Source organism: Pseudonocardia parietis (assembly GCF_017876315.1).
Taxonomy (GTDB): domain Bacteria; phylum Actinomycetota; class Actinomycetes; order Mycobacteriales; family Pseudonocardiaceae; genus Pseudonocardia; species Pseudonocardia parietis.
Genome location: NZ_JAGINU010000001.1, coordinates 554,948 through 581,371, shown reverse-complemented (window position 1 = coordinate 581,371; position 26,424 = coordinate 554,948). Strand labels below are relative to the sequence as shown.

Annotated in this window: 23 protein-coding genes; 17 read left to right on the top strand and 6 right to left on the bottom strand. The window is 73.6% G+C overall.

From position 1 onward, the window contains the following. The first annotated feature begins 30 nt into the window (after window positions 1–30). Window positions 31–750 (top strand): SDR family oxidoreductase, encoded by a 720-nt coding sequence (locus JOF36_RS02800; protein WP_210024868.1) that lies wholly within the window; start codon window positions 31–33, stop codon window positions 748–750. Here JOF36_RS02800 and JOF36_RS02795 read toward each other — a convergent pair. After that, window positions 719–1,630, bottom strand: a complete 912-nt coding sequence (locus tag JOF36_RS02795; protein WP_210024867.1) for a LysR family transcriptional regulator — start codon at window positions 1,628–1,630, stop codon at window positions 719–721. The genes JOF36_RS02800 and JOF36_RS02795 overlap by 32 nt on opposite strands. Before the next feature lie 81 nt (window positions 1,631–1,711). Between JOF36_RS02795 and JOF36_RS02790 the strand changes: the two genes are divergently transcribed. Genes JOF36_RS02790 through JOF36_RS02775 form a run of 4 tightly spaced genes read left to right on the top strand, consistent with a single transcriptional unit; the run spans window position 1,712 to window position 4,350 of the window. Then, on the top strand, window positions 1,712–2,644 hold the full coding sequence (locus tag JOF36_RS02790; RefSeq protein ID WP_210024866.1) for a DMT family transporter: 933 nt from the start codon (window positions 1,712–1,714) through the stop codon (window positions 2,642–2,644). A 19-nt stretch (window positions 2,645–2,663) separates the two neighbouring features. After that, window positions 2,664–3,110 (top strand): DUF1707 SHOCT-like domain-containing protein, encoded by a 447-nt coding sequence (locus tag JOF36_RS02785; RefSeq protein WP_210024865.1) that lies wholly within the window; start codon window positions 2,664–2,666, stop codon window positions 3,108–3,110. Between the two features lie 23 nt (window positions 3,111–3,133). Continuing rightward, the gene (locus JOF36_RS02780) at window positions 3,134–3,895 is read left to right on the top strand and encodes a UPF0158 family protein (RefSeq protein ID WP_210024864.1); all 762 of its coding nucleotides are present in this window, start codon (window positions 3,134–3,136) and stop codon (window positions 3,893–3,895) included. After that, complete coding sequence (locus JOF36_RS02775; protein WP_307862184.1) at window positions 3,892–4,350, top strand: HEPN domain-containing protein; 459 nt, start codon at window positions 3,892–3,894, stop codon at window positions 4,348–4,350. Before JOF36_RS02780 ends, JOF36_RS02775 begins: the two co-directional genes overlap by 4 nt. 12 nt (window positions 4,351–4,362) lie before the next feature. Here the strand turns inward: JOF36_RS02775 and leuS are convergent, their stop codons facing one another. After that, window positions 4,363–7,233 (bottom strand): leucine--tRNA ligase, encoded by a 2,871-nt coding sequence (gene leuS / locus JOF36_RS02770; protein WP_210024863.1) that lies wholly within the window; start codon window positions 7,231–7,233, stop codon window positions 4,363–4,365. A 244-nt stretch (window positions 7,234–7,477) separates the two neighbouring features. On the opposite strand from leuS, the gene JOF36_RS02765 reads away from it, so the two are divergent. Next, complete coding sequence (locus tag JOF36_RS02765) at window positions 7,478–7,960, top strand: SdpI family protein (RefSeq protein WP_210024862.1); 483 nt, start codon at window positions 7,478–7,480, stop codon at window positions 7,958–7,960. 81 nt (window positions 7,961–8,041) lie between these two features. Here JOF36_RS02765 and JOF36_RS02760 read toward each other — a convergent pair whose 3' ends face one another. Together JOF36_RS02760 and JOF36_RS02755 are read right to left on the bottom strand one after the other, a co-directional pair. Then, window positions 8,042–9,199 (bottom strand): macrolide family glycosyltransferase, encoded by a 1,158-nt coding sequence (locus JOF36_RS02760; protein WP_245351267.1) that lies wholly within the window; start codon window positions 9,197–9,199, stop codon window positions 8,042–8,044. Between the two features lie 43 nt (window positions 9,200–9,242). Beyond that, the gene (locus JOF36_RS02755; RefSeq protein ID WP_210024860.1) at window positions 9,243–9,839 is read right to left on the bottom strand and encodes a YqgE/AlgH family protein; all 597 of its coding nucleotides are present in this window, start codon (window positions 9,837–9,839) and stop codon (window positions 9,243–9,245) included. A gap of 44 nt (window positions 9,840–9,883) precedes the next feature. Between JOF36_RS02755 and JOF36_RS02750 the strand changes: the two genes are divergently transcribed. Next, window positions 9,884–11,257 carry an MFS transporter gene (locus JOF36_RS02750; RefSeq protein ID WP_210024859.1) on the top strand — a complete coding sequence of 458 codons (1,374 nt, stop codon included), beginning with the start codon at window positions 9,884–9,886 and terminating at the stop codon, window positions 11,255–11,257. 56 nt (window positions 11,258–11,313) lie between these two features. On the opposite strand, the gene JOF36_RS02745 is transcribed toward JOF36_RS02750, so the two are convergent. Beyond that, window positions 11,314–12,837 carry a CCA tRNA nucleotidyltransferase gene (locus JOF36_RS02745; RefSeq protein ID WP_210024858.1) on the bottom strand — a complete coding sequence of 508 codons (1,524 nt, stop codon included), beginning with the start codon at window positions 12,835–12,837 and terminating at the stop codon, window positions 11,314–11,316. Between the two features lie 156 nt (window positions 12,838–12,993). Here JOF36_RS02745 and JOF36_RS02740 point away from each other — a divergent pair, with 156 nt between their 5' ends. The 8 genes from JOF36_RS02740 (at window position 12,994) to JOF36_RS02705 (ending at window position 21,884) form a co-directional block, all read left to right on the top strand. Continuing rightward, on the top strand, window positions 12,994–13,512 hold the full coding sequence (locus JOF36_RS02740) for an NUDIX hydrolase (RefSeq protein ID WP_210024857.1): 519 nt from the start codon (window positions 12,994–12,996) through the stop codon (window positions 13,510–13,512). Then, complete coding sequence (locus JOF36_RS02735; protein WP_210024856.1) at window positions 13,509–15,701, top strand: DUF6049 family protein; 2,193 nt, start codon at window positions 13,509–13,511, stop codon at window positions 15,699–15,701. The genes JOF36_RS02740 and JOF36_RS02735 overlap by 4 nt, the downstream gene beginning before the upstream one ends. Before the next feature lie 230 nt (window positions 15,702–15,931). Next, complete coding sequence (locus JOF36_RS02730; RefSeq protein ID WP_245350635.1) at window positions 15,932–17,701, top strand: protein kinase family protein; 1,770 nt, start codon at window positions 15,932–15,934, stop codon at window positions 17,699–17,701. A 71-nt stretch (window positions 17,702–17,772) separates the two neighbouring features. After that, window positions 17,773–18,291, top strand: coding sequence for a sigma-70 family RNA polymerase sigma factor (locus JOF36_RS02725; RefSeq protein WP_210024854.1), 519 nt, complete (start codon window positions 17,773–17,775; stop codon window positions 18,289–18,291). 200 nt (window positions 18,292–18,491) lie between these two features. After that, window positions 18,492–18,971, top strand: a complete 480-nt coding sequence (locus JOF36_RS02720; protein ID WP_210024853.1) for an RsmA family anti-sigma factor — start codon at window positions 18,492–18,494, stop codon at window positions 18,969–18,971. A 183-nt stretch (window positions 18,972–19,154) separates the two neighbouring features. Continuing rightward, a complete protein-coding gene (gene trxB / locus JOF36_RS02715) occupies window positions 19,155–20,159 on the top strand; it encodes a thioredoxin-disulfide reductase (protein WP_210024852.1) in 1,005 nt (334 codons plus the stop codon). A 47-nt stretch (window positions 20,160–20,206) separates the two neighbouring features. Then, complete coding sequence (gene trxA / locus JOF36_RS02710) at window positions 20,207–20,530, top strand: thioredoxin (RefSeq protein ID WP_210024851.1); 324 nt, start codon at window positions 20,207–20,209, stop codon at window positions 20,528–20,530. A gap of 193 nt (window positions 20,531–20,723) precedes the next feature. Continuing rightward, window positions 20,724–21,884, top strand: coding sequence for an N-acetylmuramoyl-L-alanine amidase (locus JOF36_RS02705; protein WP_210024850.1), 1,161 nt, complete (start codon window positions 20,724–20,726; stop codon window positions 21,882–21,884). A 52-nt stretch (window positions 21,885–21,936) separates the two neighbouring features. On the opposite strand, the gene JOF36_RS02700 is transcribed toward JOF36_RS02705, so the two are convergent. Continuing rightward, on the bottom strand, window positions 21,937–22,656 hold the full coding sequence (locus JOF36_RS02700; RefSeq protein WP_210024849.1) for a GNAT family N-acetyltransferase: 720 nt from the start codon (window positions 22,654–22,656) through the stop codon (window positions 21,937–21,939). Between the two features lie 274 nt (window positions 22,657–22,930). Between JOF36_RS02700 and JOF36_RS02695 the strand changes: the two genes are divergently transcribed. Then, window positions 22,931–24,322 carry an aminotransferase-like domain-containing protein gene (locus tag JOF36_RS02695; RefSeq protein WP_245350632.1) on the top strand — a complete coding sequence of 464 codons (1,392 nt, stop codon included), beginning with the start codon at window positions 22,931–22,933 and terminating at the stop codon, window positions 24,320–24,322. An 82-nt stretch (window positions 24,323–24,404) separates the two neighbouring features. Further along, on the top strand, window positions 24,405–25,355 hold the full coding sequence (locus JOF36_RS02690) for a D-alanine--D-alanine ligase family protein (protein WP_210024848.1): 951 nt from the start codon (window positions 24,405–24,407) through the stop codon (window positions 25,353–25,355). Window positions 25,356–26,424: the final 1,069 nt, after the last annotated feature.

Genomic DNA, 26,424 nt, shown 5'->3' with positions numbered 1-26,424 from the left:
GGCGGGGCCGGTCGCCGTAGGTTCGGGTGCATGAGCACAGCCCGCCGTCCCGTCGCCCTGATCACCGGTGCCTCCCAGGGCATCGGCGCCGCCGTCGCGGGGCTGCTCGCACCCCGCTACGACCTGCTGCTCGGCGGCCGGGACCCCGAGCGGCTGAGCATCCTGATCGAGGAGCTGACCGCCGCCGGGCCGGTGAGCGCGCAGGCCCTGCAGGTGGATCTCACCGACGACGCCGCGCTCGCCGAGGCGCTCTCCGGGATCGACCGGCTCGACGCCCTGGTGCACTCGGCCGGCATCGGCGAGCTCGGCACCGTCGAGACCACGCCCGCCGCGACGTGGCGGCAGCAGTTCGACGTCAATGTCGTCGCCGTCGCGGAGACGACCCGGCTGCTGCTGCCCGCGCTGCGTGCCGCGGGCACCGACACCGGGGCCGACGTCGTGCTGGTCAACTCCGGTTCCGGGATCACCGCGAAGGCCGGATGGGGGTCCTACGCGGCGAGCAAGTTCGCCCTGCGCGCGTTCGGTGACGCGCTGCGCGCCGAGGAGGCGGGCAACGGCATCCGGGTCACGTCGGTGCACCCGGGTCGGGTCGACACCGCGATGCAGCGCCGGGTCGTGGAACACGAGGGAGGCGAGTACGACGGCTCCCGGTTCCTGCGGCCCGACTCGGTCGCCGCCGCCGTGCTGGCCGCACTGACCGCGACCCGGGAGGCGCACATCACCGAGATCGTGGTGCGCCCGCAGGGATAGCGGCGATCGCCCGCAGCTCCGCCAGCGCTGCGACGACCGGCGGGGTGTGCGCGACCGCGTCGCGCGCCACGGCCAGGATCGACCGCACCGGGGTGGGCCGGACCACCGGCACCGCACGCGTCCCCGGCGGGAGGTGGCTGGCGCCCAGCTCGGGCAACACGGTGATCCCGATCCCGGCGGCGACGAACGCGAGCGCGGTCGGGTAGTCGTGCGCCTCGACGTGGAACGGCGGCCGGAAGCCCGCGGCCGTGCACGCCTCAACCAGGTTCAGCCTGCACCAGCCGCGGGCGAAGTCGTTGTCCACCCAGCGTTCGTCGGCCAGCTCGGCCAGCTCGATCTCCGCCCGGCCGGCCAGCACGTGGTGGTCCGGGAGGACCGCGACGTACGGGTCGTCGAGCAGATGGTGCGCGGTGAAGCCGGGCCACGCCTGGTAGTCCGGCCGTTCGACGGCGATCTGGACGTCCGAGCGGTCGGCCGGGTCGTCGGGCAGCCACTCGCGCAGCGCGAGGTCCAGCCGGACACCGGGGAAATCGCCGGACAGCCGCGACACCACCCGGGGTAGCCACGCCCCACCGACCGAGGCGAAGTACGACAGCGACAACGCACCCGTCCGGCCCGCACGCAGGTCCGCGACGACCATCTCGGCTTCACCGATCCGGGCCAGGATCGCGTCCGCCTGGTCGGCCAGGAGCAGTCCGGCCGCCGTCGCGCGCAGCCCCCGGCCGGCCCGTTCGAACAGGGCCAGGCCGGTCTCGCGCTGCAGTGCCGTCACGTGCTGGCTCACCGCGGACGGGGTGTATCCCAGGTTCGTCGCGGCGCCCTGCACCGATCCGCTGGCGACGACGGACCGGAAGACACGCAGGCGGTGAGTGTCCAGCATCGGCCAACCGTACAGCAGCACTGAATCCAACGACAGAAACAATCGCTGGTGCTGAAGTGTTGCGTTGCGCAGGATGGACGCATGCCGTCCTTCCGCCCGTACCTCCCGCTGGCCGCCGCAGTGACGACCGTCGTCCTCTGGGCGTCGGCGTTCGTCGGTGTCCGCGCCGTCGGTCACGACCTGTCACCCGGCGCGCTGGCGCTGGGCCGGATGCTCGTCGGCTCGCTCACCCTGACCGCGATTGTGCTGGTCGTGCGCACGCGCCGGAGCGGCCCCCCGCTCCCACGCGGGCGCCTGCTGGCGGCGGTCGCGCTGTGGGGCATCGCCTGGTTCGGGCTCTACAACCTGGCCCTGAACGCGGCCGAACGGCACCTCGACGCCGGCACCACCGCGCTCCTGGTGAACGTGGCGCCGGTGGTCGTGGCGGTGCTCGCCGGGCTGCTGCTCGGGGAGGGGTTCCCGGGCCGGTTGCTGGCCGGGATGGCGGTCGCGTTCGCCGGCGTCGTCCTCATCGCGGTGACCACCTCCGCCGGTGGAGCAGAGCTCTCCGGAGTGGTGCTCGGCCTGGTGGCCGCGCTGCTCTACGCCGGCGCCGCCGTCGCGCAGAAGCGGCTGCTCACCCGGATCGACGCGCTGACCGTCACCTGGCTCGGCGCGGTCGCCGGGACGGTCGCCCTGCTGCCGTACCTGCCGTCGTTGCTCACCGAGCTGGCGACCGCCCCCGCCTCCGCGATCGCCGGCACCGCCTACCTCGGCGTCTTCCCCACCGCGATCGCGTTCCTGACCTGGGCCTACGCGCTGTCCCGTACGACCGCCGGGCGGCTGGCCGCCGCCACCTACGCGGTCCCGCCGATCGTGGTGCTGCTGTCCTGGATGCTGCTCGGCGAGGTGCCCGCACTGCTCGCCCTGGCCGGCGGGGTGCTGTGCCTGACGGGTGTCGTGGTGGCGACCCGGCCCGTTGCCGCGAGCCGCGAGCCGGGATCGGTCGGACGACGGATCCCCGCGGGCCGATGAGTCGCTACCCTCGGAGGGTATGGGGGAGCAGCAGTCCGACGACCGGGCCGACGGCCCGGCACTGGTCCGGGTGTCCGACGCCGAGCGGCAGGAGACCGCGGAGCGGCTGAAACTCGCGCACGACGAGGGCCGGCTGTCGCTGATCGAGTACGACCAGCGCCTGCAGGGCGCCTTCGCCGCGACCGTCCGCCGCGATCTCGACGTGTTGCTCGCCGATCTCCCGGTCGTGCGACGCACCGACCTGCCCACCGTGCGAGCCGAGACGGCGGAGGTCGAGAAGGCCGAGGCGCAGCGCGAGTACCTCAAGGAGTGGCGTTCCTGGGCCGGGACCGCGGTGCTGCTGACCGGGATCTGGATGGTCACCGCGATCGCGTCGGACGACGGCCTGCCGTTCTTCTGGCCGATCTTCCCGATCGGGATCTGGGGCGCGGTCCTGCTCGCGAACCTGTTCTGGGGCGACGACTGAGCCGGCAGCACTAGAGTCTGCCCATGCTCGATCCCGGCCGCGTCGACCTGGCCGCGCTGGCCGACGCGCTCGACGACCGGTCGCCGGAGATCCGCTGGTACCTGGATCCGGTCGGCGGCGAGGTCGCAGGCCACAGCGACCTCGACGACGGGCCGCCGCCCGAGGACTGGCTGAAGATCGAGCCCGTCACCAGCCGGGAGTCCTACCGGGACATGGCCGACTTCACCGCGGGCGTCCAGCACCGGCGGGCGGCCGCGTTGCTCGACCGGGCGATCGACGGGCGCGGCGCGTTCCGCCGGTTCAAGAACACGCTGTTCGAGTTCCCCGAGGTCCGCGACCAGTGGTTCCGCTTCCGGGACGCGCGTGCCCGTCGCCGGGCAGCGGACTGGCTGGCGGGAACCGGTCTGATCACCGACGCGGACGCCGAGCGGCTCCGGGCCCGCCACCCCGACCCGGACCCGTCCAACGACGACGTGCCCGCCGCCGTCGCCGAGGACCTCGCCGCGCTCTACGGGCCACGGCTGCGCCAGGTGCTGCTCTTCGGCCCCTGGGCGAACGGCGAGGGATCGGTGGAGTCCGCGATCGACCTGCTGATCGTGCTCGACGACGCCGCCACCTCGATCCTCCCGTGGGAGGAGATACGGGCGATGGACGACGTGCTGTGGCAGCACACCGAACGCACCGGCCTGACGATCAGCGCCCTCCCGATCGGCCAGCACGAGCTGACCCGCCCCGGTGACCCGACGGTGATCCGGGCCCGCACCGAGGCGGTGCGGCTGCGGTGACCGCGCACGAACACCGGTCCGGGATCGCCCGGGCCCGCACCGAGCTCGGCGGGGCACGGCTGCTCGCCGAGCACGGGTTCGCCGACGCCGCGGTGTCCCGGGCCTTCCACGCGGCGTTCCGCGCCGCCGAGACCGCGCTCCTCGTCCTGGGCGAGACCCGGGCCGAGCACTCGGACGTGGTCAGCGCGTTCGTCCGCCGGGTGGTGCGCGAACGGTCGCTGGACCCGCGGGCGGGGCGGCTGCTGCGCTCGTTGTTCAACCGGCGCGGGCTGGCCGACCACTCCGACGCCACCGCACCCGGGCGGGAGGCGAGGTCCGCCCTGGACGACGCCGCGTTCGTGATCGACGCCGTCGAGGGCTGGCTGGCCGAACCGGGGCTCAGCAGCCCGCCGGACGCCGCGGGTCACGCCACCCGCCGCCCGGCGAAGCCCGCACGGCGCAACGGCCGGTCCTGAGAGTCTCCGGACTCAGCGGACGACGTTGACCAGCCGGCCCGGCACGACGATGACCTTCTTCGGCTCGGCCCCGTCCAGCGCCGCGACGATCTTGTCGTCGGTCAGCGCGGCCGTGCGGATCTCGTCCTGGCCGGCATCGGCGGGAACCGTGACCCGGGACCGGACCTTGCCGTTGACCTGGATCGGGTACTCGACGGTGTCGGCCACCAGGTACCGCTCGTCGGCCTGCGGGAACGGCTCGTAGGCCAGCGAGCCGTCGTGGCCCAGCTTCTGCCAGAGCTCCTCGGCGATGTGCGGGGCCAGCGGCGCCAGCATCAGCACCAGCGACTCCGCGACCTCCCGCTCGACCCGCGCACCGCGCTTGGTCAGCACGTTGTTCAGCTCGATCAGCTTCGCCGCGGCGGTGTTGTAGTGCATCGCCGGGAAGTCCGTGCGGACGCCGGCGATCGCCTTGTGCAGCGCGCGCCGCACGTCGTCGCCGGGTTCGCCGTCCACCACCGTGATCTCGCCGGTGGTCTCGTCGACCAGGTTCCGCCACACCCGCTGCAGGAACCGCTGCGGACCGACGACGTCACGGGTCGACCACGGGCGCGAGGCCTCCATCGGGCCGGTGTACATCTCGTACAACCGGAACGTGTCCGCGCCGTAGCGCGCACACATCTCGTCGGGCGTCACGACGTTCTTCAGTGACTTGCCCATCTTCCCGTACTCCTGGGTGACGGGCTCGCCGTTCCACGTGAAACCCGTGGTGCCGTCGGCCCCCCCGCCCGATTCCACGACCTCCTCGGCCGTGACGTACATGCCGCGGGAGTCGGTGTAGGCGTAGGCCTGGATGTACCCCTGGTTGAACAGCTTGCGGAACGGCTCCTCGCTGCTCACGTGGCCCAGGTCGAACAGCACCTTGTGCCAGAACCGCGAGTACAGCAGGTGCAGCACGGCGTGTTCGACGCCGCCGACGTACAGGTCGACGCCGCCCGGGTCGTCGGCCGAGCGGGCCGGGTCTTTGCCCAGCCAGTACCGCTCGGCCTCGGCCGAGACGAACCGGTCGGCGTTCTCCGGGTCCAGGTAGCGCAGGTAGTACCAGCAGGAACCGGCCCACTGCGGCATCGTGTTCGTCTCGCGGCGGTACTGCTTCGGGCCGTCGCCCAGGTCCAGCTCGACGTTCACCCAGTCGGCGGCCCGGGACAGCGGGGTCTCCGGCTCGGTGTTCGCGTCGTCCGAGTCGTAGGTCTTCGGCGCGTAGTCGTCGACGTCGGGCAGCTCGACCGGCAGCCGGTCCTCGGGCAGCGCGACCGGGCCGTGCTCGTCCCAGACGATCGGGAAGGGCTCGCCCCAGTAGCGCTGCCGGGAGAACAGCCAGTCCCGCAGCTTGTACTGGACGACGCCCTCGCCGGTGCCCTTCGACGCCAGCCAGTCGATGATCGTCCGCTTGGCCTCGTCGACGCCCAGACCGTTCAGGCTGACCTCGTCGTTCGCCGAGTTGATCGCCGGTCCGTCGCCGGCGAACGCCTCGCCGTCCCAGTCCTCGCCCGGGTCGACGGTACGCACGATGGGCAGGCCGAACGCGGTCGCGAAGTCCCAGTCGCGCTGGTCCTGAGCCGGCACCGCCATGATCGCGCCGGTGCCGTACCCCATCAGGACGTAGTCGGCGACGAAGACCGGGACCGGCTCGCCGTTCACCGGGTTCACGGCGTACGCCCCGGTGAAGACGCCGGTCTTGTCCCGGTTCTCCTGCCGGTCCAGCTCGGACTTGCGGACGGCCTCGGCCCGGTACGCCGCGACGGCCTCGGCGGGGCTCGCGGCACCGCCGGTCCAGCGGGCGTCGACCTGCGACGGCCAGGCGGCCGGGGCGATCGTGTCCACCAGCGGGTGCTCGGGTGCCAGCACCATGTAGGTGGCCCCGAACAAGGTGTCCGGACGGGTGGTGAAGACCTCGATCGCGTCCGTGCCGCCGTCGACGCCGAAGCGGACCCGCGCGCCCTCGGACCGGCCGATCCAGTTGCGCTGCATCGCCTTGACCGACTCGGGCCAGTCGACCCGGTCCAGGTCGTCGGCCAGCCGGTCGGCGTAGGAGGTGATCCGCATCATCCACTGCTTGAGACTGCGGCGGAAGACCGGGTAGTTGCCGCGCTCGGAGCGGCCCTCGGGGGTGACCTCCTCGTTCGCCAGCACCGTGCCCAGGCCCGGGCACCAGTTCACCGGGGCCTCGGAGATGTAGGCCAGCCGGTGCGAGTCGATCAGCTGCCGCCGCTCGCCCTCGCCCAGCTCCGCCCAGGGACGCCCGTCCGGGGTGGGCCGCTCAGCGGACTCGTACGACGCGCGCAGCTCCGTGATCGGGCGGGCGCGGTCGGCGTCGGTGTCGTACCAGGCCTCGAAGATCTCGCGGAAGATCCACTGGGTCCAGCGGTAGAACGGGATGTCGGTGGTGGAGATCGAGCGGCTCTGGTCGTGGCCCAGGCCCAGCTGGCGCAGCTGCTCGCGGTACCGGGCGATGTTCGCCTCGGTGGTGGCGCGCGGGTGCGTCCCGGTCTGGACGGCGTACTGCTCGGCGGGCAGGCCGAAGGCGTCGAAGCCCATCGGGTGCAGCACGTTGTGCCCGGTCATCCGCAGGTAGCGGCCCAGCACGTCGGTGCCGATGAAGCCCAGCGGGTGCCCGACGTGCAGACCCGACCCGGAGGGGTACGGGAACATGTCCATCAGGTAGAACTTCGGCTTCTCCGAGCCGGGCTCGCCCGGGTCAGGCGTGCGGAAGGTCTGCCGGTCCTCCCAGACGTCCTGCCACTTCCGCTCGATCCGCCCGGCCATCTCGGCGTCGTACCGGTACGCCGGCCGGTCGGAACGCTCACCGCTCGCTGCGGTGACGCTGCTGGTCTCGGTGCTCATGTCCGCTTCACCTCGGAGAAACCTGTCGCGACGGCCCGTGTCGCGGGCCCGGAACACGCTGCGACCCCTCCGCGATCAAGGCAGGAGGGGTCGTCGCCGCGCCGGTCGGGTCCGCTGCGCCAGCGGACTCATCGTGGCGCGGCGCCGGGAAGTTGCCACTGGGGCAGCCGCCGCCGGGCCGTGCACATGTGACCAGGGTAGCCGGGGCGGGCATCCCGGCTCAGCCGGGTTCTACCCTGGTCACGTGCCCACCACGCTGCGCCTCGTCCTCGCCGTCCTGCTGCTGCTGGCCGGAGCGGTGCTCGTCGTCCTCGCCGTGCTGGGTGCGGGCGGGAAGCTGCCGCGCAACCGGTTCGCCGGGGTGCGCACGCCCGCCAGCCTCCGCACCGCGGACGCGTTCGCGCTGGCCAACCGGGTCGCGGCCGGTCCGCTGGGTGCCGCGGGCCTGGTCGGACTCGTCGGCGGGACGGCGCTGGCCCTCGGCGGGCGCGGCGGCGCGACGCCGTGGGTGCTCGCCGGGATCGCGCTCGTCGGGACGCTCGTGATGGCCGCCCTGGGCGGGGCGCTGGGTGCGCGCGCCGCGGAGGTCACCATCGCCGAGCAGACCACCGCGCCGGCACCGAGCTGCGGCGGGGTGTGCAGCGGGTGCGACCTGGTCGCGGGCTGCCGGGACGCCACCGGCACCGAGCCGGACTCGGCATCCACGGCGTCGCGCACCGAGGGCTGACGCCCCGCACGCCCGATCGATCTGCACGGTTCCGCCCCTGGTGGGGCGAGAACGTGCCGTTCAAGAGCCGCGCTCCAACGGTCAGGGGAGAGCGGCCTCGATCTCGTCGGCTGCGGCGGGGGCCCCGCCGGCGGCCTCGATCTGCCCGGCCATCCATGCCAGCCGTTCGCGCACGGCGGGGTCCTCGGCGACGGCGTCGACCGCGGCCCACAGCCGGTCCGGGGTGACGGTGTCCGGGTCGAGGGCACGGCCCAGCCCGAGCCCGGAGATCCGGTCGGCGTTGGCGCGCTGCTCGGCCATCTGCGGGAGCGCCACCAGCGGCACCCGGGCCGCGATCCCCTCCATCGTGCCGCCCATCCCGGCGTGGGTGACGAACGCCCGGGCGTGCCGCAGCACGCTGAGCTGCGGCACCTGCGGATGCACCTCGACGTTCGGCGGGAGCGGCCCCAGCCCGGCCGGGTCGACCTCGCCGATCGAAAGGACGACGTGCCAGGGCTGCACCGCCGCCGTCGAGACGATCGCCCGGTAGAGATCGGGCCTGCGGTTGTAGGCGCTGCCGAGCGAGACGAGCAGGACCGGGCGGTCCGGCGCCGGCGGTGTCCAGCCGCTGTCCGCCGCGCGGTCACCGAGGACCGGGCCGACGAACCGGAACCCCTCGAACGTCTCCCCGGCGTACTGGAACGCCCGGGGAACCGTGACCAGCCGCCGGGTCGCCGATGTTCCCTCGAAGAAGCCGCCGACGTCCCGGATCCCGTACTTGCGCAGGTAGGAGGCGAATCTCAGCATCATGACGATGAACCGGGGGTCGAGCGGGTTCACCTTCGAGTACCGGTTCATCGACCAGTGCCGGTTGCTGACCAGGTTCGGCCAGACCTCCACCGAGGGCACCGCCCAGTGGTGTGCGAGCACCCGGCCCCACACGGCGAGCGGCCCGTCGTGCAGCACCAGGTCCGGCCGCGGGTGCGCGGTGAGCAGCGGCATCAGCGCCGTGGTCTCCTCGAGCAGGTACCCCATCGCCCGGATCAGGTGCCGGCTGTGCATCTGCGGCGGGTCCTCGAGACCGGCCGACTCCCAGGCCGAGGGCACCGGCACGACCCGGGCGCCGGTGGCCGCCATCCGGTCGGCGAAGCGCTGCGGGACGAAGCTCGTGACGTCGTGTCCGCGGCGGACCAGCTCGGCGACGATCCCGATCGTCGGGTTGACGTGCCCGGCGCCGAGCGGGGCGTAGTGCGAGATCATGGCCACCGGCCGACGATAGCGACGCCGGCTCCCGGGCCCGACGTCAGTTGTGGGCCGGGTCGTGCGGGAAGGTGGCGAACAGGGCCAGCGGGATGCCCTGCCGGCGCAGCACCCGTTCCCACAGCCGCTCGTGGGTGACCGTCAGCAGGTCGTCCGGCAGGCCGGGCACGACGAACCAGTCCCCGCGGGCGATCTCGCTGTCGAGCTGGCCGCCATCCCACCCCGAGTAGCCCGCGAAGATCCGCAGGCCGCGCAGGCGCGGCGCGAGCGACGCCGGGTCGGAGTCGAGGTCGACCAGCTGGACCGGCGGGCGGACCGGCATCAGCCCGAGCAGCCCGCGCCCCGACTCGCCGGTGCGCAGCGCGGCGAGGCAGAGCGCCGTCTGCGCCTCGACCGGGCCGCCGACGAACATCGATCCCGGGTCGCTGGTCACTCCGGCCCACCGGGGCAGGACGTCCCGCACGGCAGCCGGGCCGGGTCGGTTCAGCACGACGCCGAGGCTGCCGTGCGGCCGGTGTTCGATCATGTAGACGACCGTCCGGGAGAAGTTCGGATCGCCCAGACCGGGTGCGGCTACGAGGAGGCTCCCCGGCACGACCGGGGGGAGAGCGGCGCCTCGTGCGGCGCGGTGTTCCCGCACTGCTCCATGTTCGCACCCGCTCCGGCGACGTAGGCTCGGCACCCGTGCGCAGTACCCCCGGTCCTCCGGATGTCGCCTCCGCCCGGCCGGGGAAGAGCGCGGGTCTCGGCGCCGCGCTCGCGTTGCTGCGGCGGGGCCCGTTCGCCCGGCTGTTCGCGGTGCGGCTGTCGGCCCAGTGGGCGGACGGCCTGTTCCAGGCCGCACTCGGCGGCGCCGTGCTGTTCAACCCCGAACGCGAGGCCGACCCGCTGGTCGTCGCCTCCGGGCTCGCGGTGCTGCTACTGCCGTACTCGATCCTCGGGCCGTTCGCCGGATCCCTGCTCGACCGCTGGGACCGGCGACGCGTGCTCGCCGGGGCGAGCGTGCTGCGCGCGGCACTGGTCCTCACCGTCGCCGCGGCGATCGCGGCCGGCTGGGCCGGGACACCGCTGTACGTGCTGGCCCTGGCCGTGACCGGGGTGAACCGGTTCGTGCTGACCGGACTGTCGGCCGCGCTGCCGCACGTGGTGCCGGACACCCCGCGGCTGGTCCCCGCCAACACGCTGTCGGTGACGGTCGGCGCGGGCGTGTCCGCGACCGGCGCCGGGTGTGCCGTCGCGCTGCGGGCGGTGTTCGGCGACGGTGACGCCGGATCGGGCGCGACCGTCGTGGTCGCGGCGGTCGGCTCGCTGGTCGCCGCGCTGCTGGCCGCCGGGTTCGGCCGGGGTGCGCTCGGCCCGGACCCGGCGACGCCCGCGGGCGTCGCCGGCCGTCCACCACCCCGGCCGGTGTTCCGCGACGTGCTCGGCGGGCTCGGAGCGGGCGCCAGGGCCACGGTCTCGAACCCGGCGGTCTGCGCCCCGTTCATCGGCTTGGTCGCGCACCGGCTCGCGTTCGGCATCAACACGTTGCTGCTGCTGATGCTGTTCCGGCACGTGTTCACCCCCGAGAACGTGCCCGGTGCCGGCGGGCTGCTCGGGATCGGCGTGGTCGCCGGGCTGACCGCGGCCGGTCTCGCCGTCGCCGCGCTCGTGACCCCGCCGCTGGTCCGCGCGACCGGGTCGGTCGGCGCGGTGCGGATCGCCCTGACCGGCGCCGTGCTGTCCCAGGCGGCCGTCGCGATCTGGCTGACGCTGCCCACGGTGCTGGTGAGCGCGTTCGCACTCGGGGTGTTCGGGCAGGTCGTGAAGCTCTGCGCCGACGCCGGGGTGCAGGGCGGGGCGGGCGACGCCGTCCGCGGCCGGGTGTTCGCGCTCTTCGACGCCGTCTTCAGCATCTGCTACGTCGCCGCGGTCACGCTCGCCGCGGTCGCCGGTCCGGCGGACGGCCGGTCACCCGGTCTGCTGGGCCTCGCGGCCGGGCTCTACGCCGCCGGGCTCGTCACGCACCTCGCCTACGCGAACGGCCGTGCTGTACGGACGTCCGAACCGGCCCGCTGAACGCTCGTCCGAAACGATGGAACGTTCGTCATATACATCCGTACAAGACGGACGTCTCAGAGGTTCTCCGCCGCCCAGGCCCGCAGCTCGGCCTCGGCCTGCTCGGGCCCGAGCGGCCCCTGCTCCATCCGCACGGCGAGCAGGTGCTTGTACGCCTTCCCGACGGCCGGTCCCGGCGCGATCCCGAGCAGTCCCATGATCTGGTTGCCGTCGAGGTCGGGCCGGATCGCGTCCAGCTCCTCCTGCTCGCGCAGGGCCGCGACGCGCTCCTCGAGCCCGTCGTAGTTCCGCTGCAGCGCGGCGGCGCGACGGCGGTTGCGGGTCGTGCAGTCCGACCGGACGAGCTTGTGCAGCCGGTCGAGCAGCGGGCCGGCGTCGGTCACGTAGCGGCGCACGGCGGAGTCCGTCCACTCGCCCTTGCCGTACCCGTGGAAGCGCAGGTGCAGGTAGACGAGCTGGGCGACGTCGTCGATCACCGCCTTCGGGTACTTCAGCGCGCGCATCCGCTTGCGGGTCATCTTCGCGCCCACCACCTCGTGGTGGTGGAAGGAGACCCGGCCGTCCGGCTCCTTGCGCCGCGTCGCGGGCTTGCCGATGTCGTGCAGCAGCGCCGCGAGGCGCAGGACCAGGTCCGGCCCGTCGGCCTCCCGCTCGATCGCCTGCTCCATGACGACCAGCGAGTGCGTGTAGACGTCCTTGTGCTGCATGTGCTCGTCGGTCTCCAGCTGCATGGCCGGGACCTCGGGCACGACGTGCTCTGCCAGCCCGGTGTCACAGAGCAGCTCGACGCCGCGGCGCGGATGGGTGCCGATGATCAGCTTCGAGAACTCGGCCTGCACCCGCTCCGCGGTGATCCGGGCCAGCTCGCCTGCCATCTCGCTCATCGCGGTCGTCACCCGCTCGGCCGGGGTGAACCCGAGCTGGGAGACGAACCGGGCAGCACGCAGCATCCGCAGCGGATCGTCGGCGAACGAGCGCTCCGGCACGTCCGGGGTGTCGAGCACGCCCTGGGCGAGCGCGGCGAACCCGCCGTGCGGGTCCACGAACCGGCGCTCGGGACCGGTGAGCTCGACGGCCATCGCGTTCACCGTGAAGTCCCGGCGGACCAGGTCACCCTCGACCGTGTCACCGAAGCGGACCGCCGGGTTGCGGGACGCGCCGTCGTAGGAGTCGGCGCGGAACGTGGTCACCTCGAGGATGTACTCGCCCCGCCGCATCCCGACCGTGCCGAAGGCGATGCCGGTGTCCCAGACCGCGTCGGCCCAGCCGTGCGCGATCTCCAGGATCGCCTCCGGGCGGGCGTCGGTGGTGAAGTCGAGATCACCGGGGTCGCGCCGGGCTGCGCCGGTGCCGCGCAGCAGCGCGTCGCGCACGCTGCCGCCGACCAGGTAGAGCCGGTGACCGTGCTCGGCGAACCGGGCGGCCAGCCCGTCGGCGACGGGCGGGACGTCGAGCATCTGGACCACGGCCTTCTCCTGGGAGCGCTGCAGCTCGTCCGGGCGCGGTCCGGCTTCGGCCGGGCGCTCGGCCGGCGGGCTCGGGCGCAGGGTCGTACGGGAGGTCACGGACGGCGAGGACACGACCGGCCAGTGTAGGCAACGCGCCCGGGCGGGTCCCGGGGGTACACCGGTCGGGCACCGCGCCCGGCCTGATCACGCCCGGCCGCACAGGTGACGAACCGGTCGCGGACGGCTCGTCGACCGCCCGAGTGGCCGCCTCCTCGTTACCATCGCCACATGTCCACCTCCCGCGGCCGCTCGTCCGCCGGTCGAGGCGCGGGGCACGGAGGGCGCGCCGGGCGACCCCCTGACCGGCGCCGCCGGCGGCTGCGCACGGTGGACGAGACGTCCGCCGGTGGCCTCGTCGTCCATCCGGTGACCGGCGCGGCCGCACTCATCGGCCGCCTCGACCGTCGGGGACGCCTGCTGTGGTCGTTGCCGAAGGGCCACATCGAGGCAGGCGAGACCGCCGAGCAGGCGGCGGTGCGCGAGGTCGAGGAGGAGACCGGCATCATCGGTGAGGTGCTGGCACCCCTGGGCACCATCGACTTCTGGTTCGTCGCCGAGGACCGTCGCGTGCACAAGACCGTGCACCACTACCTCATGCGTGCGCTCGGCGGCGAGCTGTCCGACGAGGACATCGAGGTCTCCGAGGTGGCCTGGGTGCCCCTGGACGCACTGGAGGGCCGGCTCGCCTACGCCGACGAACGCCGGCTGATCCGGCATGCGGCGAACCTGCTGGAGGAGACGGCGTGAGCCGGGTCGCGGCCCTGGTCGCGATCGTGCTCGTCGCCCTGATGGGGACGCTCGCTCCCGCGCTCGCCCCGGCACCCGCCGCCGCCCAGGAACCGCCGCCGGCCCCGGTCCGGCTGGACATCGCCACGATGTCACCCCGGGTGGTCACCGCCGCGGGGCCGCCCGAGCTCGTCCTCACCGGGTCGGTCGTCAACACCGGCCCGGGCCCGGTCGAGGGCCTCTCGCTGCGGGTGCAGCGCGGCACGGCCGTCGCCGACGAATCGGCGTTGCGCAGCGCGTGGGGCGGGGAGGCCTCCGCCGACGACGCCGTCCCGCCGTTCGCCGAGCTCGGCCCGCTCGCTCCGGAGGAGTCGGTGCCGTTCCGGTACACGGTGCCGCTGACCGGTTCGCCGGACACGTCGCTGGCCCTGCCCGGGCCGGGCACCTACCCGCTGCTGGTGAACCTCAACGGGAGCGTGGACGGCAGCCCGTCGCGCCTCGCCGGGATCCACACCACGCTGCCGGTGTCCTCGCTCCCCGGCAGCCCGCCCGCACAGCCGCCCGCCGCGACCCCGGTGACGATGCTCTATCCGATCACCGCCGCGCCGCGCCGGATCCCGCCGGTCCCCGGCCAGACCCCGGTGCTCACCGACGACGGGCTCGCGACCTCCTTCGCCACCGGCGGCAGGCTCCGTGGGCTGGTGGAGGCGCTGTCCACCGGTGCCCCGCCCGGGTCGCCGGCCCGTGGCGCGCTCTGCCTGGCGATCGATCCCGAACTGGTCGCGACGGCTGCCGCGATGCGCGGCGGCTACGAGGTCGTCACCGGCTCCGACGGATCGACCGCGCCCGGCCGGGGCGCACAGGCGGCGGCGGAGTGGCTGACCGAGCTGCAGTCGGCGGCCCGTGGCACCTGTGTGCTGGCGCTGCCGCCGTCCGACGCCGACCTCGTCGCCCTGGTCCGTGGCGGCGAGGCGGACCTCGCACGCACGACGCTCGCGCAGGGCCGTGACGCGCTCGCCGCCGAGCTCGGCACCACGGTGCTCGACGACGTCGTCTGGCCCACCGACGGGGTGATCGACGAGCCGACCCTGGCCGCACTCGGCGGCGACACCCGGTTCGTGCTGTCCTCGGACGGGGTCAGCAGCCCACGGACCTCGGGTGTCGTCCGGCTGGGCGGCGGGTCCGATCCCGGCCGCGCCGTCCTCAGCGACCCGCTGCTGACCGAGGCCGCGACCGGCCCGGCCGGTGGCGATCCGGGCGGCCAGGACCTCGCCGGAGCGCTCGCGTTCCGGGCGGGCTCCGACGAGGGAGCCGGGCCGCTGCTCGTCGCACCCGGGCACCGGTGGGCGGCGGACGGGGAGGCCGCGGCAGGCGTGCTCTCGGCGATGTCCGCGCTCATCGAGGACGGCGGGCTCGTCCCGGTCGGCCTGCCCGGCCTCGCCACCGAGCCGGACCCGGGCGGGGACACGACCCGGCTGTTCTACCCGCCGCAGGCCGGTTCGGCGGAGATCCCGGGCCCGGTGGTGGACACGATCGCCGAGCAGGTCCGGTCGATCGAGGGTCTGCGCGGCGCCGCCGAAGCCCGCACGGGTGTCGGCGCCGACCCCGCCGAGGTGTTCGACCCGCTGGTCCGCGCGACGTTGCGGGCCGCGTCGTCGTGGTGGCGCGGCGACCCGGCCCGGTCGCGGCAGGAGGCCGGCATCGTCACCGACCGGATCGAGCAGATCCGCGGCTCGGTGCGGGTGGTGGAGCCGCCGAGCCCCTACTCGCTGGGGACCAGCGACGCCCCGCTGCTCGTCTCGGTGGCCAACGGCCTCCCGGTGACGATGAACGTCCGGGTGGTGCTGTCCAGCACCACCGGCCTGCGGGTCGCCCCGATCCCGGTACAGGCGGTGCCGCCGCTGGGCCGCGTCCAGGTGCGGGTGAGCGCACAGGTCACCCGCTCCGGCCAGTTCAGCGTCGACGCCGGGCTGCGCACGCCGGACGGCGCCGAGCTCGGCCCGGACACCCGGCTGCGGGTCCGGTCGACGGTCTACGGGACGGTCACCGTGTGGCTCACCGCCGGCGCCGGCGCGGTGCTCGTGGTGCTCGTGGCGCGCCGGATCGTCCGCCGGATCCGTTCCACGGGTGACTCCGGGGCACCTCCCGACACGTCCCACCCGGACAGCGGTGTCCCGGCGCGGTCCCCGGGTCCGCCCACCGCGGGTTGAACGCCGTGCGACAGAACATCGCTAACCGACAACCGACATGGAATTACCGCTCATCGCAAAAATAAGACCGCTGGGCGAATCCCGAGGCGGACCGACGAACCATTCGGCGACAGCCGACGATGACATTGCTGACGGGATACCGGGTGCCGTTCTCGGCTCGTCCGGATCGGACCCGGTGACGTAGGCTGACCGTCGACGTGACACCAGGCGCCAGGGGGAGGGCGAGGCCGTTGAGCGGGCAGACCCACGAGCGCGCTGCCCGGACCGACGACCGCCCCGACTCCCGGCCGGAGACGCCGGAGGCGACCGGGCGCCATCCCTCGCTCGACCCGGCCGGTCCCGCCACGTCGTCGATCTCACCCGTGCCGTCCCCCGGGCGCCCCGAACAACCCGGGCCGGTGGACGAGCAGGCGACCTCGAAGGTCCCGGCCCAGAGCCGCCCCACCGAACGGCTCACCACCGCGCGGGACGCACTGGGCACCGCCGCGGGTTCCAACCTGACCGACCGTTACGTGCTGCGCCAGCGGATCGGCTCCGATCCCGCGGCGGGCGCGGAGTTCTGGCGGGCGGAGGACACGATGCTGCGCCGTTCGGTCGGCGTCACCCTGCTCCGCCGCCTGCCCGCCGACGACCGTTCGGACGATCCCGAGGGCACCGCCCGGGCCGGCGAGATGATCGTCCGCGCGCTCCGGTCCGGCTGCTTCGAACACGCCGGCAGCGCCCGGCTGCTCGACGTGCTGTCCGCCGGCACGCACGGCCTGCCCGCCGACGTGCTGGGCGCGGCCGTCGCCGAGTGGGTGCCCGGCCGCTCGCTGGCCGAGACCGTCGCCGAGGGGCCGGTGCGCGCGCAACGCGCGGCCAAGGCCGTCGAGAGCCTCGCCGCCGCCACGACCGCGGCACACCAGCACGGCCTCGTGCTCGGGTGCGACCACCCGCAGCGGGTCCGGATCACCCCGGACGGTCGCGCGATGCTCGCCTTCCTGCTGCCCCGCCCGTCGGTGTCCGCGGCGGACGACGTCCGGGGGCTCGGCGGGCTCCTGTACGGCCTGCTGACCCGCCGCTGGCCGCTGTCCGTCGCCGACGCCGCCCGCGCCGGGCTGGTCGCGGCCGACCGGACACCTGCCGGGCGGCTGCGCGCGCCGTCCCAGCTGCGTCCCGGGGTGCCGGTGGAGCTGGACACGCTGTGCATGGGGGCGCTGGGGCAGGCCGGAGAGGGCCTGGGCCGGGTGCACACCGCCGCCGCGTTGCACCGGATGCTGGGCGACATCGTCGCCGAGGACGCCGATCAGGCGTTCTTCCCGCCGGTGCACGACGGCGCCCCGTCCGACCCGGACGACGTCTGGCAGGACTCCGACCGGCTGCCCGACACCCGCAACGACCCGCAGCGCCGCCGCAACCTGCGGATGGGGCTCTCGGTGCTCGCGGTCGGCGTGCTGATCGTGCTCGGGTACCTCGGCGTCCAGGTGGGCGCGTTGTTCGGCGGTTCGGGAGAGCCTCCGGTGGTCCTGCCGCCCGCCGCGTCCGTCCCCGCGGGGCCGCAGGGCCCGGCCGGGCCGGCCGTCGCGGCGTCCCCGGTACAGGCCGTGTCGGTGCAGGTCTTCGACCCGGCGGGCGACGGCGACAACGCCGCCGCCGTCGACCAGGCCGTGGACGGCGACCCGGCCACGTCGTGGTCGACCAGCCGGTACTTCGAGCCGTTCCCCGCGCTCAAGCCGGGCATCGGGGTCATGGCGTCGTTCGACTCCCCCCAGCCGATCACCCGGCTGACCATCGACTCGGCCACCCCCGGCACCGTCGTCGAGATCCGCTCGGCGCCGTCCGCCGATGCGTCCCTCGCGCAGACCGACACGATCAGCACGGCCACCCTGGGGGCCGGGGAGACCGTCGTCCCGCTGGACGGGGCACGGCCGACCGGGAACATCCTGCTCTGGATCACCACCCTGGGCGCGAACAACCAGAGCGCGATCGGTGAGATCTCGTTCGAACGGGCCGTCCAGTAGCGGTTCGCGATCGCGACCGGCTCCGGCCGGAACCCCCGTGACCGGCCGCGCCGGCTGCCTACCGTGCGCCGGTGACCGCCCTCGACCGGATACCGGTGCCCGGCGCACCCGACCTGGACGAGGTCTTCCGGCGCCACGCCGACCGGCTCTGGTCGGTGGCGCTGCGCATGCTGGGCGACGCCGCGGAGGCCGAGGACGCCGTGCAGGAGGCGTTCCTGGCCGCGCTGCGCTCGCCCGGCTTCCGCGGCGACGCCACCGCCGGGACGTGGCTGCACCGGATCATCGTCAACGGGTGTGTGGACCGGATCCGGGCCGCCGGACGCCGGCGCAGCCACACCCGCTCGCTCGCCCCGGCGGTCGCCGCCGACCCGGCCGGGCGGCTGGTGACCCGGCTCGCGGTCGACGACGCGCTCGCCGTGCTGCCCGTCGAGCAGCGGGTGGCGGTGGTGCTGGTGGACGGGCTCGGCTACTCCGTGTCGGAGGTCGCGGACATCGTCGGCGTGCCGGCCGGGACGGTGAAGAGCCGGTGCGCCCGCGGACGTCTGCGACTGGCCCGGGCGTTGGGTCACCTGCGGGAGGAGGGCCGATGACCACCGGAGATCCCGATTCTCGTAATACCGACATTAGTTCCGGACCGCATTCCGGTCACTCCGACGAATTAGGCGTTCCACCAGCCGATTGCTTACCAGGCAACGATTCGCGGCCAGCCGACATGAATTCTGGCCGCAGTCTGTCGGAGGCCGAACGGTGCGCCCGCGACGCGGTCGCGGCGGCGTTGCATCCGGTGCCGATGCCCGACGAGGTCGCCACCCGCATCCGTGCCCGGATCGCCGCTGAACTCGACGACTCCACGGTCGGGCCGGCCCGACCCGGACGACGCGGTCTGCGGGTCCGCCGGGCCGGCGTCGTCCTCGCGGCGGCGGCCGTGGTCGGCGCGCTCGGCGCCGTGGCGGTGCTCCGCCCCGCGCACCCCGGGCCGGTCCGGGTCGCCGGCGCGAGCCCGGAGGAGCTCCTGCGTGCGGCGGCCGACGCGGACGCCCCGGCGGGCCCGGCGGTCGATCCCGGCTGGGTGCGGTCGTGCCTCACCGTCGCCGGCGCCACCGACCCGGCGGCCCCACTCCTCGCGTCCCGCCCGTACCCGGTGGCGGGGGAGCCGGGCGTCCTGCTCGTCCTCGGGACACCGCAGGCGGGGCGCTACCGCCTCGTCGTCGTCCCGCCGGACTGCGGGCCGGGGACCGCCCGGCTCCTCGCCGACGCCGTCGTCCCCTGACCGGGCAGGACGGCTCGTGACGTACCGCGCGTTCGGCGCAGGGACGGACGGGGAATGCCCCTGTCTAGGATCGCGTTCCAGACATACGGCAGCCACGACGCGGATCACGGCCGGCCCGGCCGGATCCGCAGGCACCGTCATCGCGCACCCGCCAAGGGGTCGCACCAGGAGGGATCGGTACCGGTGACCACCGACGACACGGTGCACAACCTGATCATCATCGGGTCCGGGCCGGCCGGCTACACCGCCGCGGTGTACGCCGCGCGGGCCCAGCTCGCCCCGCTCGTGTTCGAGGGCAGCCAGTTCGGCGGCGCCCTGATGACCACGACCGACGTCGAGAACTACCCGGGCTTCACCGACGGCATCATGGGCCCCGAGCTCATGGAGCAGATGCGTGGGCAGGCCAAGCGTTTCGGCGCCGACCTGCGTCCACAGGACGTCGACGAGGTCCGTCTCGACGGCGAGATCAAGGAGGTCCGGGTCGGGCGGGAGACCTTCCGCGCCCGCGCGGTGATCCTCGCGATGGGTGCCGCGCCGCGGTACCTGCACGTCCCGGGCGAGCAGGAGCTTCTCGGCCGCGGCGTCAGCTCGTGCGCCACCTGTGACGGGTTCTTCTTCCGGGACCAGAACATCGCGGTGATCGGCGGCGGAGACTCGGCGATGGAGGAGGCCACCTTCCTCACCCGGTTCGCCGAGACCGTCACGGTCATCCACCGCCGCGACGAGTTCCGGGCCTCGAAGATCATGCTGGAGCGGGCGCAGAACGACCCGAAGATGCGCTGGCGGACCAACGCCGAGGTCACCGAGGTGACCGGCGAGGGCTCGGTCAAGCAGCTGCAGGTGCGCGACACGGTGACCGGCGAGGCCGACACCCTCGACATCACCGGGATGTTCGTCGCCATCGGTCACGACCCGCGCAGCGAGCTGGTCCGCGGCCAGGTCGAGCTGGACGACGAGGGGTACGTGAAGGTCGCCGACCGCAGCACCTACACCGATCTCCCTGGCGTGTTCGCCTGCGGCGACCTCGTCGACCACACCTACCGCCAGGCGGTCACCGCCGCCGGCTCCGGCTGCTCGGCCGCGATCGACGCCGAGCGCTGGCTCGCCGGTCGCCCGGTCACCCCCGAGCTGGCGGGCGGCGGCTACGGGGACGGCCCCGCCGCCGAGGTCGCCGAGACCGCGCACTGACGCGCACGCACCGAGACCACCGGATCCAGGACCGAAGGAGAAGCTCCATGGCCAACACCATCGACGTCACCACCGGCTCGTTCGACCAGGACGTGCTGAAGAGCGAGAAGGCCGTCCTGGTCGACTTCTGGGCCACCTGGTGCGGCCCGTGCAAGATGGTCGCCCCGGTGCTCGACGAGATCGCCGGCGAGAACCCCGACAAGCTCACCGTCGCCAAGCTCGACATCGACGCGAACCCCGAGGTCGCCCGCGACTACCAGGTCATGTCGGTCCCGACCATGATCCTGTTCAGCGGCGGCAAGCCGGTGAAGCAGATCGTCGGCGCCAAGCCGAAGGCCGCGCTGCTCGCGGATCTCGCCGACCACATCTGAATATCGCTCGTGCGCTCCTAGCGCACTGAGGTCACGCTGCGTGTCCCGGTTGATCACAACCGGGACACGCGCGTGTTCGCCCCGCTGCGCTCCTCCGAGGGAGGGGCAGGGCACAATGGCCCGAGGGTTCACCGAGTGGAACCGACCGATCACAGGCGTCCTGCGGCGCCTGTCGACTGCGAGCGAGGGGTGCATGCAGCTGCTCCGGCGCGGGGACTCCGGTCCTGCCGTACGCGAGATCCGAGCGACGCTGCGGCAGCTCGGTCTGCTGCCGAACCTGCCGCCGGGCTCCCCGGACGGGCACGCGTTCGACGACGAGGTGGACCAGGCCGTCCGCGTGTTCCAGCAGGGCCGCGGGCTCATCACCGACGGCATCATCGGGACGGACACCGCACGCGCCCTGCGGGAAGCGGGATGGTCGCTGGGTGACCGGATGCTGTCCTTCACCCTCTCCGTCCCGACCACCGGTGACGACGTGGCCATGCTGCAGGAGCGGCTGCTCGAGCTGGGCTACAACTCGGGTCGCCCGAGCGGGCAGTTCGACCAGCAGACCGAGCAGGCACTGATCCGCTTCCAGCGCGACTACGGCATGACCCCGGACGGCGTGTGCGGGCCCGAGACGCTGCGTGCGCTGCGCCAGCTCGGCCGCAAGGTCACCGGCGGCCGCCCGCACCTGCTGCGCGAGCAGGAGCGGCTCCGCCGGGCCGGCCCGCGGATGCGGGGCAAACGGATCGTCATCGACCCCGGGCACGGCGGCACGGACCGCGGCGTCGAGGTCGCCGGCGTCACCGAGGCCGACCTGATGTGGGACCTGGCCCGCCGCCTGGTCGGGCGGATGTCCGCCACCGGCATGGAGGCGCTGCTCTCCCGCCCGGAGAACGGCAACCCACCGGACACCGAGCGCGCCCAGTTCGCGAACGACGTCGGTGCCGATCTGGTCGTCTCGCTGCACACCGACGCCAGCTTCAGCCCGCACGCGCAGGGACTGGCCACCTACTACTTCGGCAACGGCTCGGGGACCACGTCCAACGTGGGCGAGGCGCTCGCCGGGCTGATCCAGCGGGAACTGCTCACCCGGACGTCGATGCTGGACTGCCGCAGCCAGACCTGCACCTGGGAACTGGTGCGCCGTACCCGGATGCCGACCGTCCGGGTCGAGACCGGGTACCTGACCCACCTCGGGGACCGGCGCAAGCTGCTCGACCCCGGGTTCCGGGACATCGTCGCCGAGGGCATCCTGGTCGCCGTGAAGCGGCTCTATCTGCTCGGGCAGGACGACCAGCCCACCGGCACCTTCACGTTCAACGACGTTCTGGCCCGCGAGTACGGCAGGGACCGCAGCCAGGCCGTCTGACGGCCGTTCCGGCTTCCCGGCCCCGGCACCCGCGGCCGTGCCGGACATCCGCTCAGCGAGCCGCTCCGGGCGCCCCAGGATCGCCGCTGCCGCCCGGTGCGGGCAGGGACGACACCTGGCACCGACCGGCCCGGGCGGGAGCCGGGGCGCCGACCGGGGTAGGTGTCTGCATCGGGATCGTCATCGTGTTGAACAGCTGTTCGAGTGCGGCCTCGACGCCGGACTTCCACTCCAGACCGGACCGCAGCTCCATCCGCAGCCGCGGCCACCGGTGGTGTGGCCGGACGGTCTTGAAACCGACCGAGCGGAGGAAGTCGGCCGGGACGACGCAGTCGGCCTCGGTCCCCGGCCGGGCGTCACCGAATGCCTCGACGGCCCGCACGCCGCGCCGGGTCAGTTCCTTCACGACGGCCTGGGCGAGCGCCCGGCCGAGGCCCTCACCGGCGAACTCCGGCAGCACCTGCATCGTGGTCAGGAGGACGGCGTCCGCGCTGGCCGGCCCGGTCGGCATCTCCGTGGCCCGGGGGACCGACGCCGGCGGCGCGAACAGGACGTACCCGGCGGGCGCACCGCCGACGTAGACGATCCGGCCGCAGGAGCCCCACTCGAGGAGGATCTCCGACAGCCAGGCCTCCTTCTCCAGGTCGGTGGTGCCGTAGCTCTCGGCCTGTTCGGCCGGCTTCGGGGAGAGCTCCCAGTAGACGCAGTTGCGACACCGCTTGGGTAGATCGCCCAGATTGTCGAGATTGAGCGCGGCCACATGCCAGGACACGTACTCCGACCTCCGGCTGTCGTCGTGGCGCGGGAGACGCGCAGGTACGCGGAACGGCCGGACCCGGCTGCGATCGACGGTCGTGATCGCACCCGGCACCGGCGGAACGGCCCGGCATGACCTCGCTCCGCCTCGCCCGAGCGTAGGCGGATTTCCGCATTCGCGTCACCCCGGGACGGCTCACCGGTACGTTCGTCACGACGAAGGGCAGGCCGATCACCCGTCGCGGTTACACTCGGGCGACCATTTCACCTCGTCGAAGGGGAGCACCCCGATGGCCTCGCCCGATCGCCCGCAGCAGCCCGACGCCCGCCGCACCGCGGCCGCGGCGGGGGCAGCGGCGGCAGGGGAGGACCAGCGGGTCGCCGCCCCCGGGTCGTCCGCCCCCGTGCACCTGGCGCCGACCGAGCGGTTCGCCACCCGCACCGCCGGGATGACGGCGTCGGAGATCCGGGCGCTGTTCGCCGTCGCGAGCCGGCCGGAGGTCGTCTCGCTGGCCGGTGGGATGCCCAACCTGGCCGCCCTGCCGCTGCAGGCGCTCGCCGCCGAGGTCGCCGATCTCGTCGACGTCGACGGGATGACGGCCCTGCAGTACGGCTCGGCCCAGGGCGTCCCGCGGTTGCGCGAGCAGATCTGCGAGGTCATGCGGGAGGAGGGCGTCGAGGGGGACGCGAACGACGTCGTCGTGACCGTCGGATCGCAGATGGCTCTCGACCTGCTCACCCGCATCTTCGTCGATCCGGGTGATGTCGTGCTGGCCGAGGGCCCGTCGTACGTCGGCGCGCTGGGCAGCTTCGCCGCCTACCAAGCCCGGGTCGTGCACGTCGCGATGGACGAGCAGGGGCTCGTGCCCGAGTTGCTGCACGAGGCCCTGGAGTCGCTGGCTCGCCGGGGGATCACGCCGAAGTTCCTCTACACGATCCCGAACTTCCACAACCCGGCCGGCGTGACGCTGGCGCACGAGCGCCGCCCGCGGATCCTCGAGCTCTGCCGCCGCTACGGCGTCATGGTCATCGAGGACAACCCGTACGGGATGCTCGGCTTCACGGGGGAGACGCACCCGGCGTTGCGGTCCTACGACGCGGACGTCATCTACCTCGGGTCGTTCTCCAAGACCTTCGCCTCGGGACTGCGGGTGGGCTGGGCGCTGGTGCCGCCGCTGGTGCGGGACCGGCTCGTCCTGGCCGCGGAGTCCGCGACGCTGTGCCCGCCGTCGTTCACCCAGATGCTGGTGTCGCGGTACCTGTCGCACCACGACTGGCGCAGCCAGATCAAGACGTTCAGCGAGAACTACCGGGAGCGGCGGGACGCGATGCTCGCCGCGCTGGAGACGTACCTGCCCGAGGGCTGCAGCTGGAACGTGCCGGCCGGGGGGTTCTTCGTCTGGCTGACGGTGCCGGAAGGCGTCGACACCAAGGCGATGCTGCCGCGCGCGGTGACCGCGCGGGTGGCGTATGCGTCCGGGACCGGCTTCTACGCCGACGGGTTCGGTAGCCGGCAGCTCCGGCTGTCCTTCTGCTACCCGACGCCGGAGCGGATCACCGAGGGTGTCCGGCGGCTGGCAGCGGTGCTGGAGGCGGAGCTCGACGTCGTCCGGACGTTCGGCTCCTCGGCCCGGACCGAGCTGAACCGCGGGCCGCAGACCCCGTCCCCGGACACCACCTGAGCGCGTCGGTTTCACGTGAAACGCCCCGGGCCGTACGGCCCGGGGCGTTCGGCGTCGTGGGGGCATGGCGCAGAATGCCCGGGTGAGCGATCGAACGGTGGCCGTGCTGGCCGGAGGCCTGTCCCACGAGCGTGAGGTATCCCTGCGATCCGGGCGACGCCTGGCCGGCGCGCTGCGCGCGAACGGTGTCGACGTACGGGAGTGGGACGTGGACAGCGCTCTGCTCGAGCGACTCGACAAGGACCGGCCGGACGTCGTCGCCGTGGCGCTGCACGGTGGGGAAGGGGAGAACGGCGCCGTCCAGCAGGTGCTGGAGCTGCTCGGCATTCCCTTCGTCGGGACTCCCTCCGGCGCCTGCCGGCGAGCGTGGGACAAGCCGAGCGTGAAGGCCGAGCTCGCCCGGGCAGGTCTGTCGACGCCGGAGTGGGTCGCACTGCCGCACTCGACGTTCCGCGAGCTGGGCGCGCAGGGCGTGCTGAACGCGATCGTCGAACGGCTCGGACTGCCGCTGGTGCTGAAGCCGGACCAGGGCGGGTCCGCGCTGGGTGTTCAGGTGGTGCGCAGCGCCGAGGAGCTGCCGGCCGCGATGGTGAGCTGCTTCGCCTACGCCGACACGGTGCTCGTCGAACGTTTCGTCGCGGGCACCGAGGTCGCCGTGTCCGTGGTGCACGACGGCGACGAGCCGCGCGTGCTGCCGCCGGTCGAGGTCGAGGTGCCGTCCGGGTTCTACGACTACACCTCCCGCTACACCCCGGGTGCGGCGACGTTCCACTGTCCGGCCCGGCTTCCGGAGGACGTCCTGACGACGCTGGCGGACACGGCACTCACCGCGCACCGGCTGCTCGGCATGCGGGACATCTCCCGGGTGGACGCGATCGTGGGCCCGTCCGGAGAGGTACACGTGCTCGAGATGAACGTGTCTCCCGGTTTGACCGACACCTCGCTGCTGCCGACCGCGGTCGCCGCCGACGGTTCGGACCTCGCGACGGTCTATCAGGCGCTCGTCGAGCGAGCTGCCACCCGGCACAACTGACGTGTTTCACGTGGAACCGCGCGACGGGTGGTTCCACGTGAAACATCGAGCGTCCGGCAAGCCGCCGCACAGATCGGACCGCCGCCAGTGCTGTGGCATCGGCAGCACACCGTCGCCGAGCTGCTGCTACTGACACTGCTGCTGTAGCTGTTGCTGGACATTCGCGAGGCATGCGACCAGCAGCGCGGCCGCACAGGGCGAGTGGTTCTCCGTCGACCTCGTGGCCGGCTGAATCCGCGTAGGCCGCCCACGACTTCGGGATCGACGCAAGCGAGATCCCGCTCCACCGGCTCAAGCGAGACGTGGCGCAGCCGGGGTCGGGGTCAGGGTCGGCCAGAGCTCCCCGCGTCGGGAGCTCGCTGAAGGCAGGCGATCCCCGTGCAGCGGCTGGGGTGCCGCGGCCGGGCCACGCGCCGCGCAAGCCGCACTCAAGGCGTCGGCCTCCGGGACGTCGACGCGTGCCTCCCGATGAACGAGGCCACCGACGAGCCCCAGAGGTGGATCGTGCCGGCGGTCGTGCCGCCTGCCAGTCCCGGCCTCGCGGGTCGACAAGGGCACCGGCCACCGGCCACCGGCCACCGGGCACCGGGCACCGGCGCGACCGCGGCGCATTTCCTGGGGGCGCGATTCCGCTCCGCGGGGGAGACCTACGCCGTATCGCTGCGATGCGTGCCCAGTGCCTGTACTGCGTCGTTCAGGGACTGCATCCGGGGCTGTTCGACCGTGCGCGGACGCAGTACCGCCGGCACCCTGCGACACCCGCACCGACCGCCGCCGGCGCCGGGTCGGGTCGGGCTCGGGTCGGCTCCGGTCGGCTCCGGCTCGGAGACCGTCGGCACGCGGGCTCAGGAACTCGTCGAGCAGCCCCCGCAGGCCACCGACCGGTCGGGGAACGCGGACCCGCACCACCGGGCGCCCGTCCGTGAGCCGGCCGCAGGTGTCCGCCTCGCGGCGCTGCTGCGCCGGGGCGAGTCCTCGAACCATGACTGGTTCCGGTCCGAGAGCGACGACGACCGAGTACAGGTCGTGCAGCACCTCTGGCTCCCCGCCTTCCCTGCTCATCCCCACG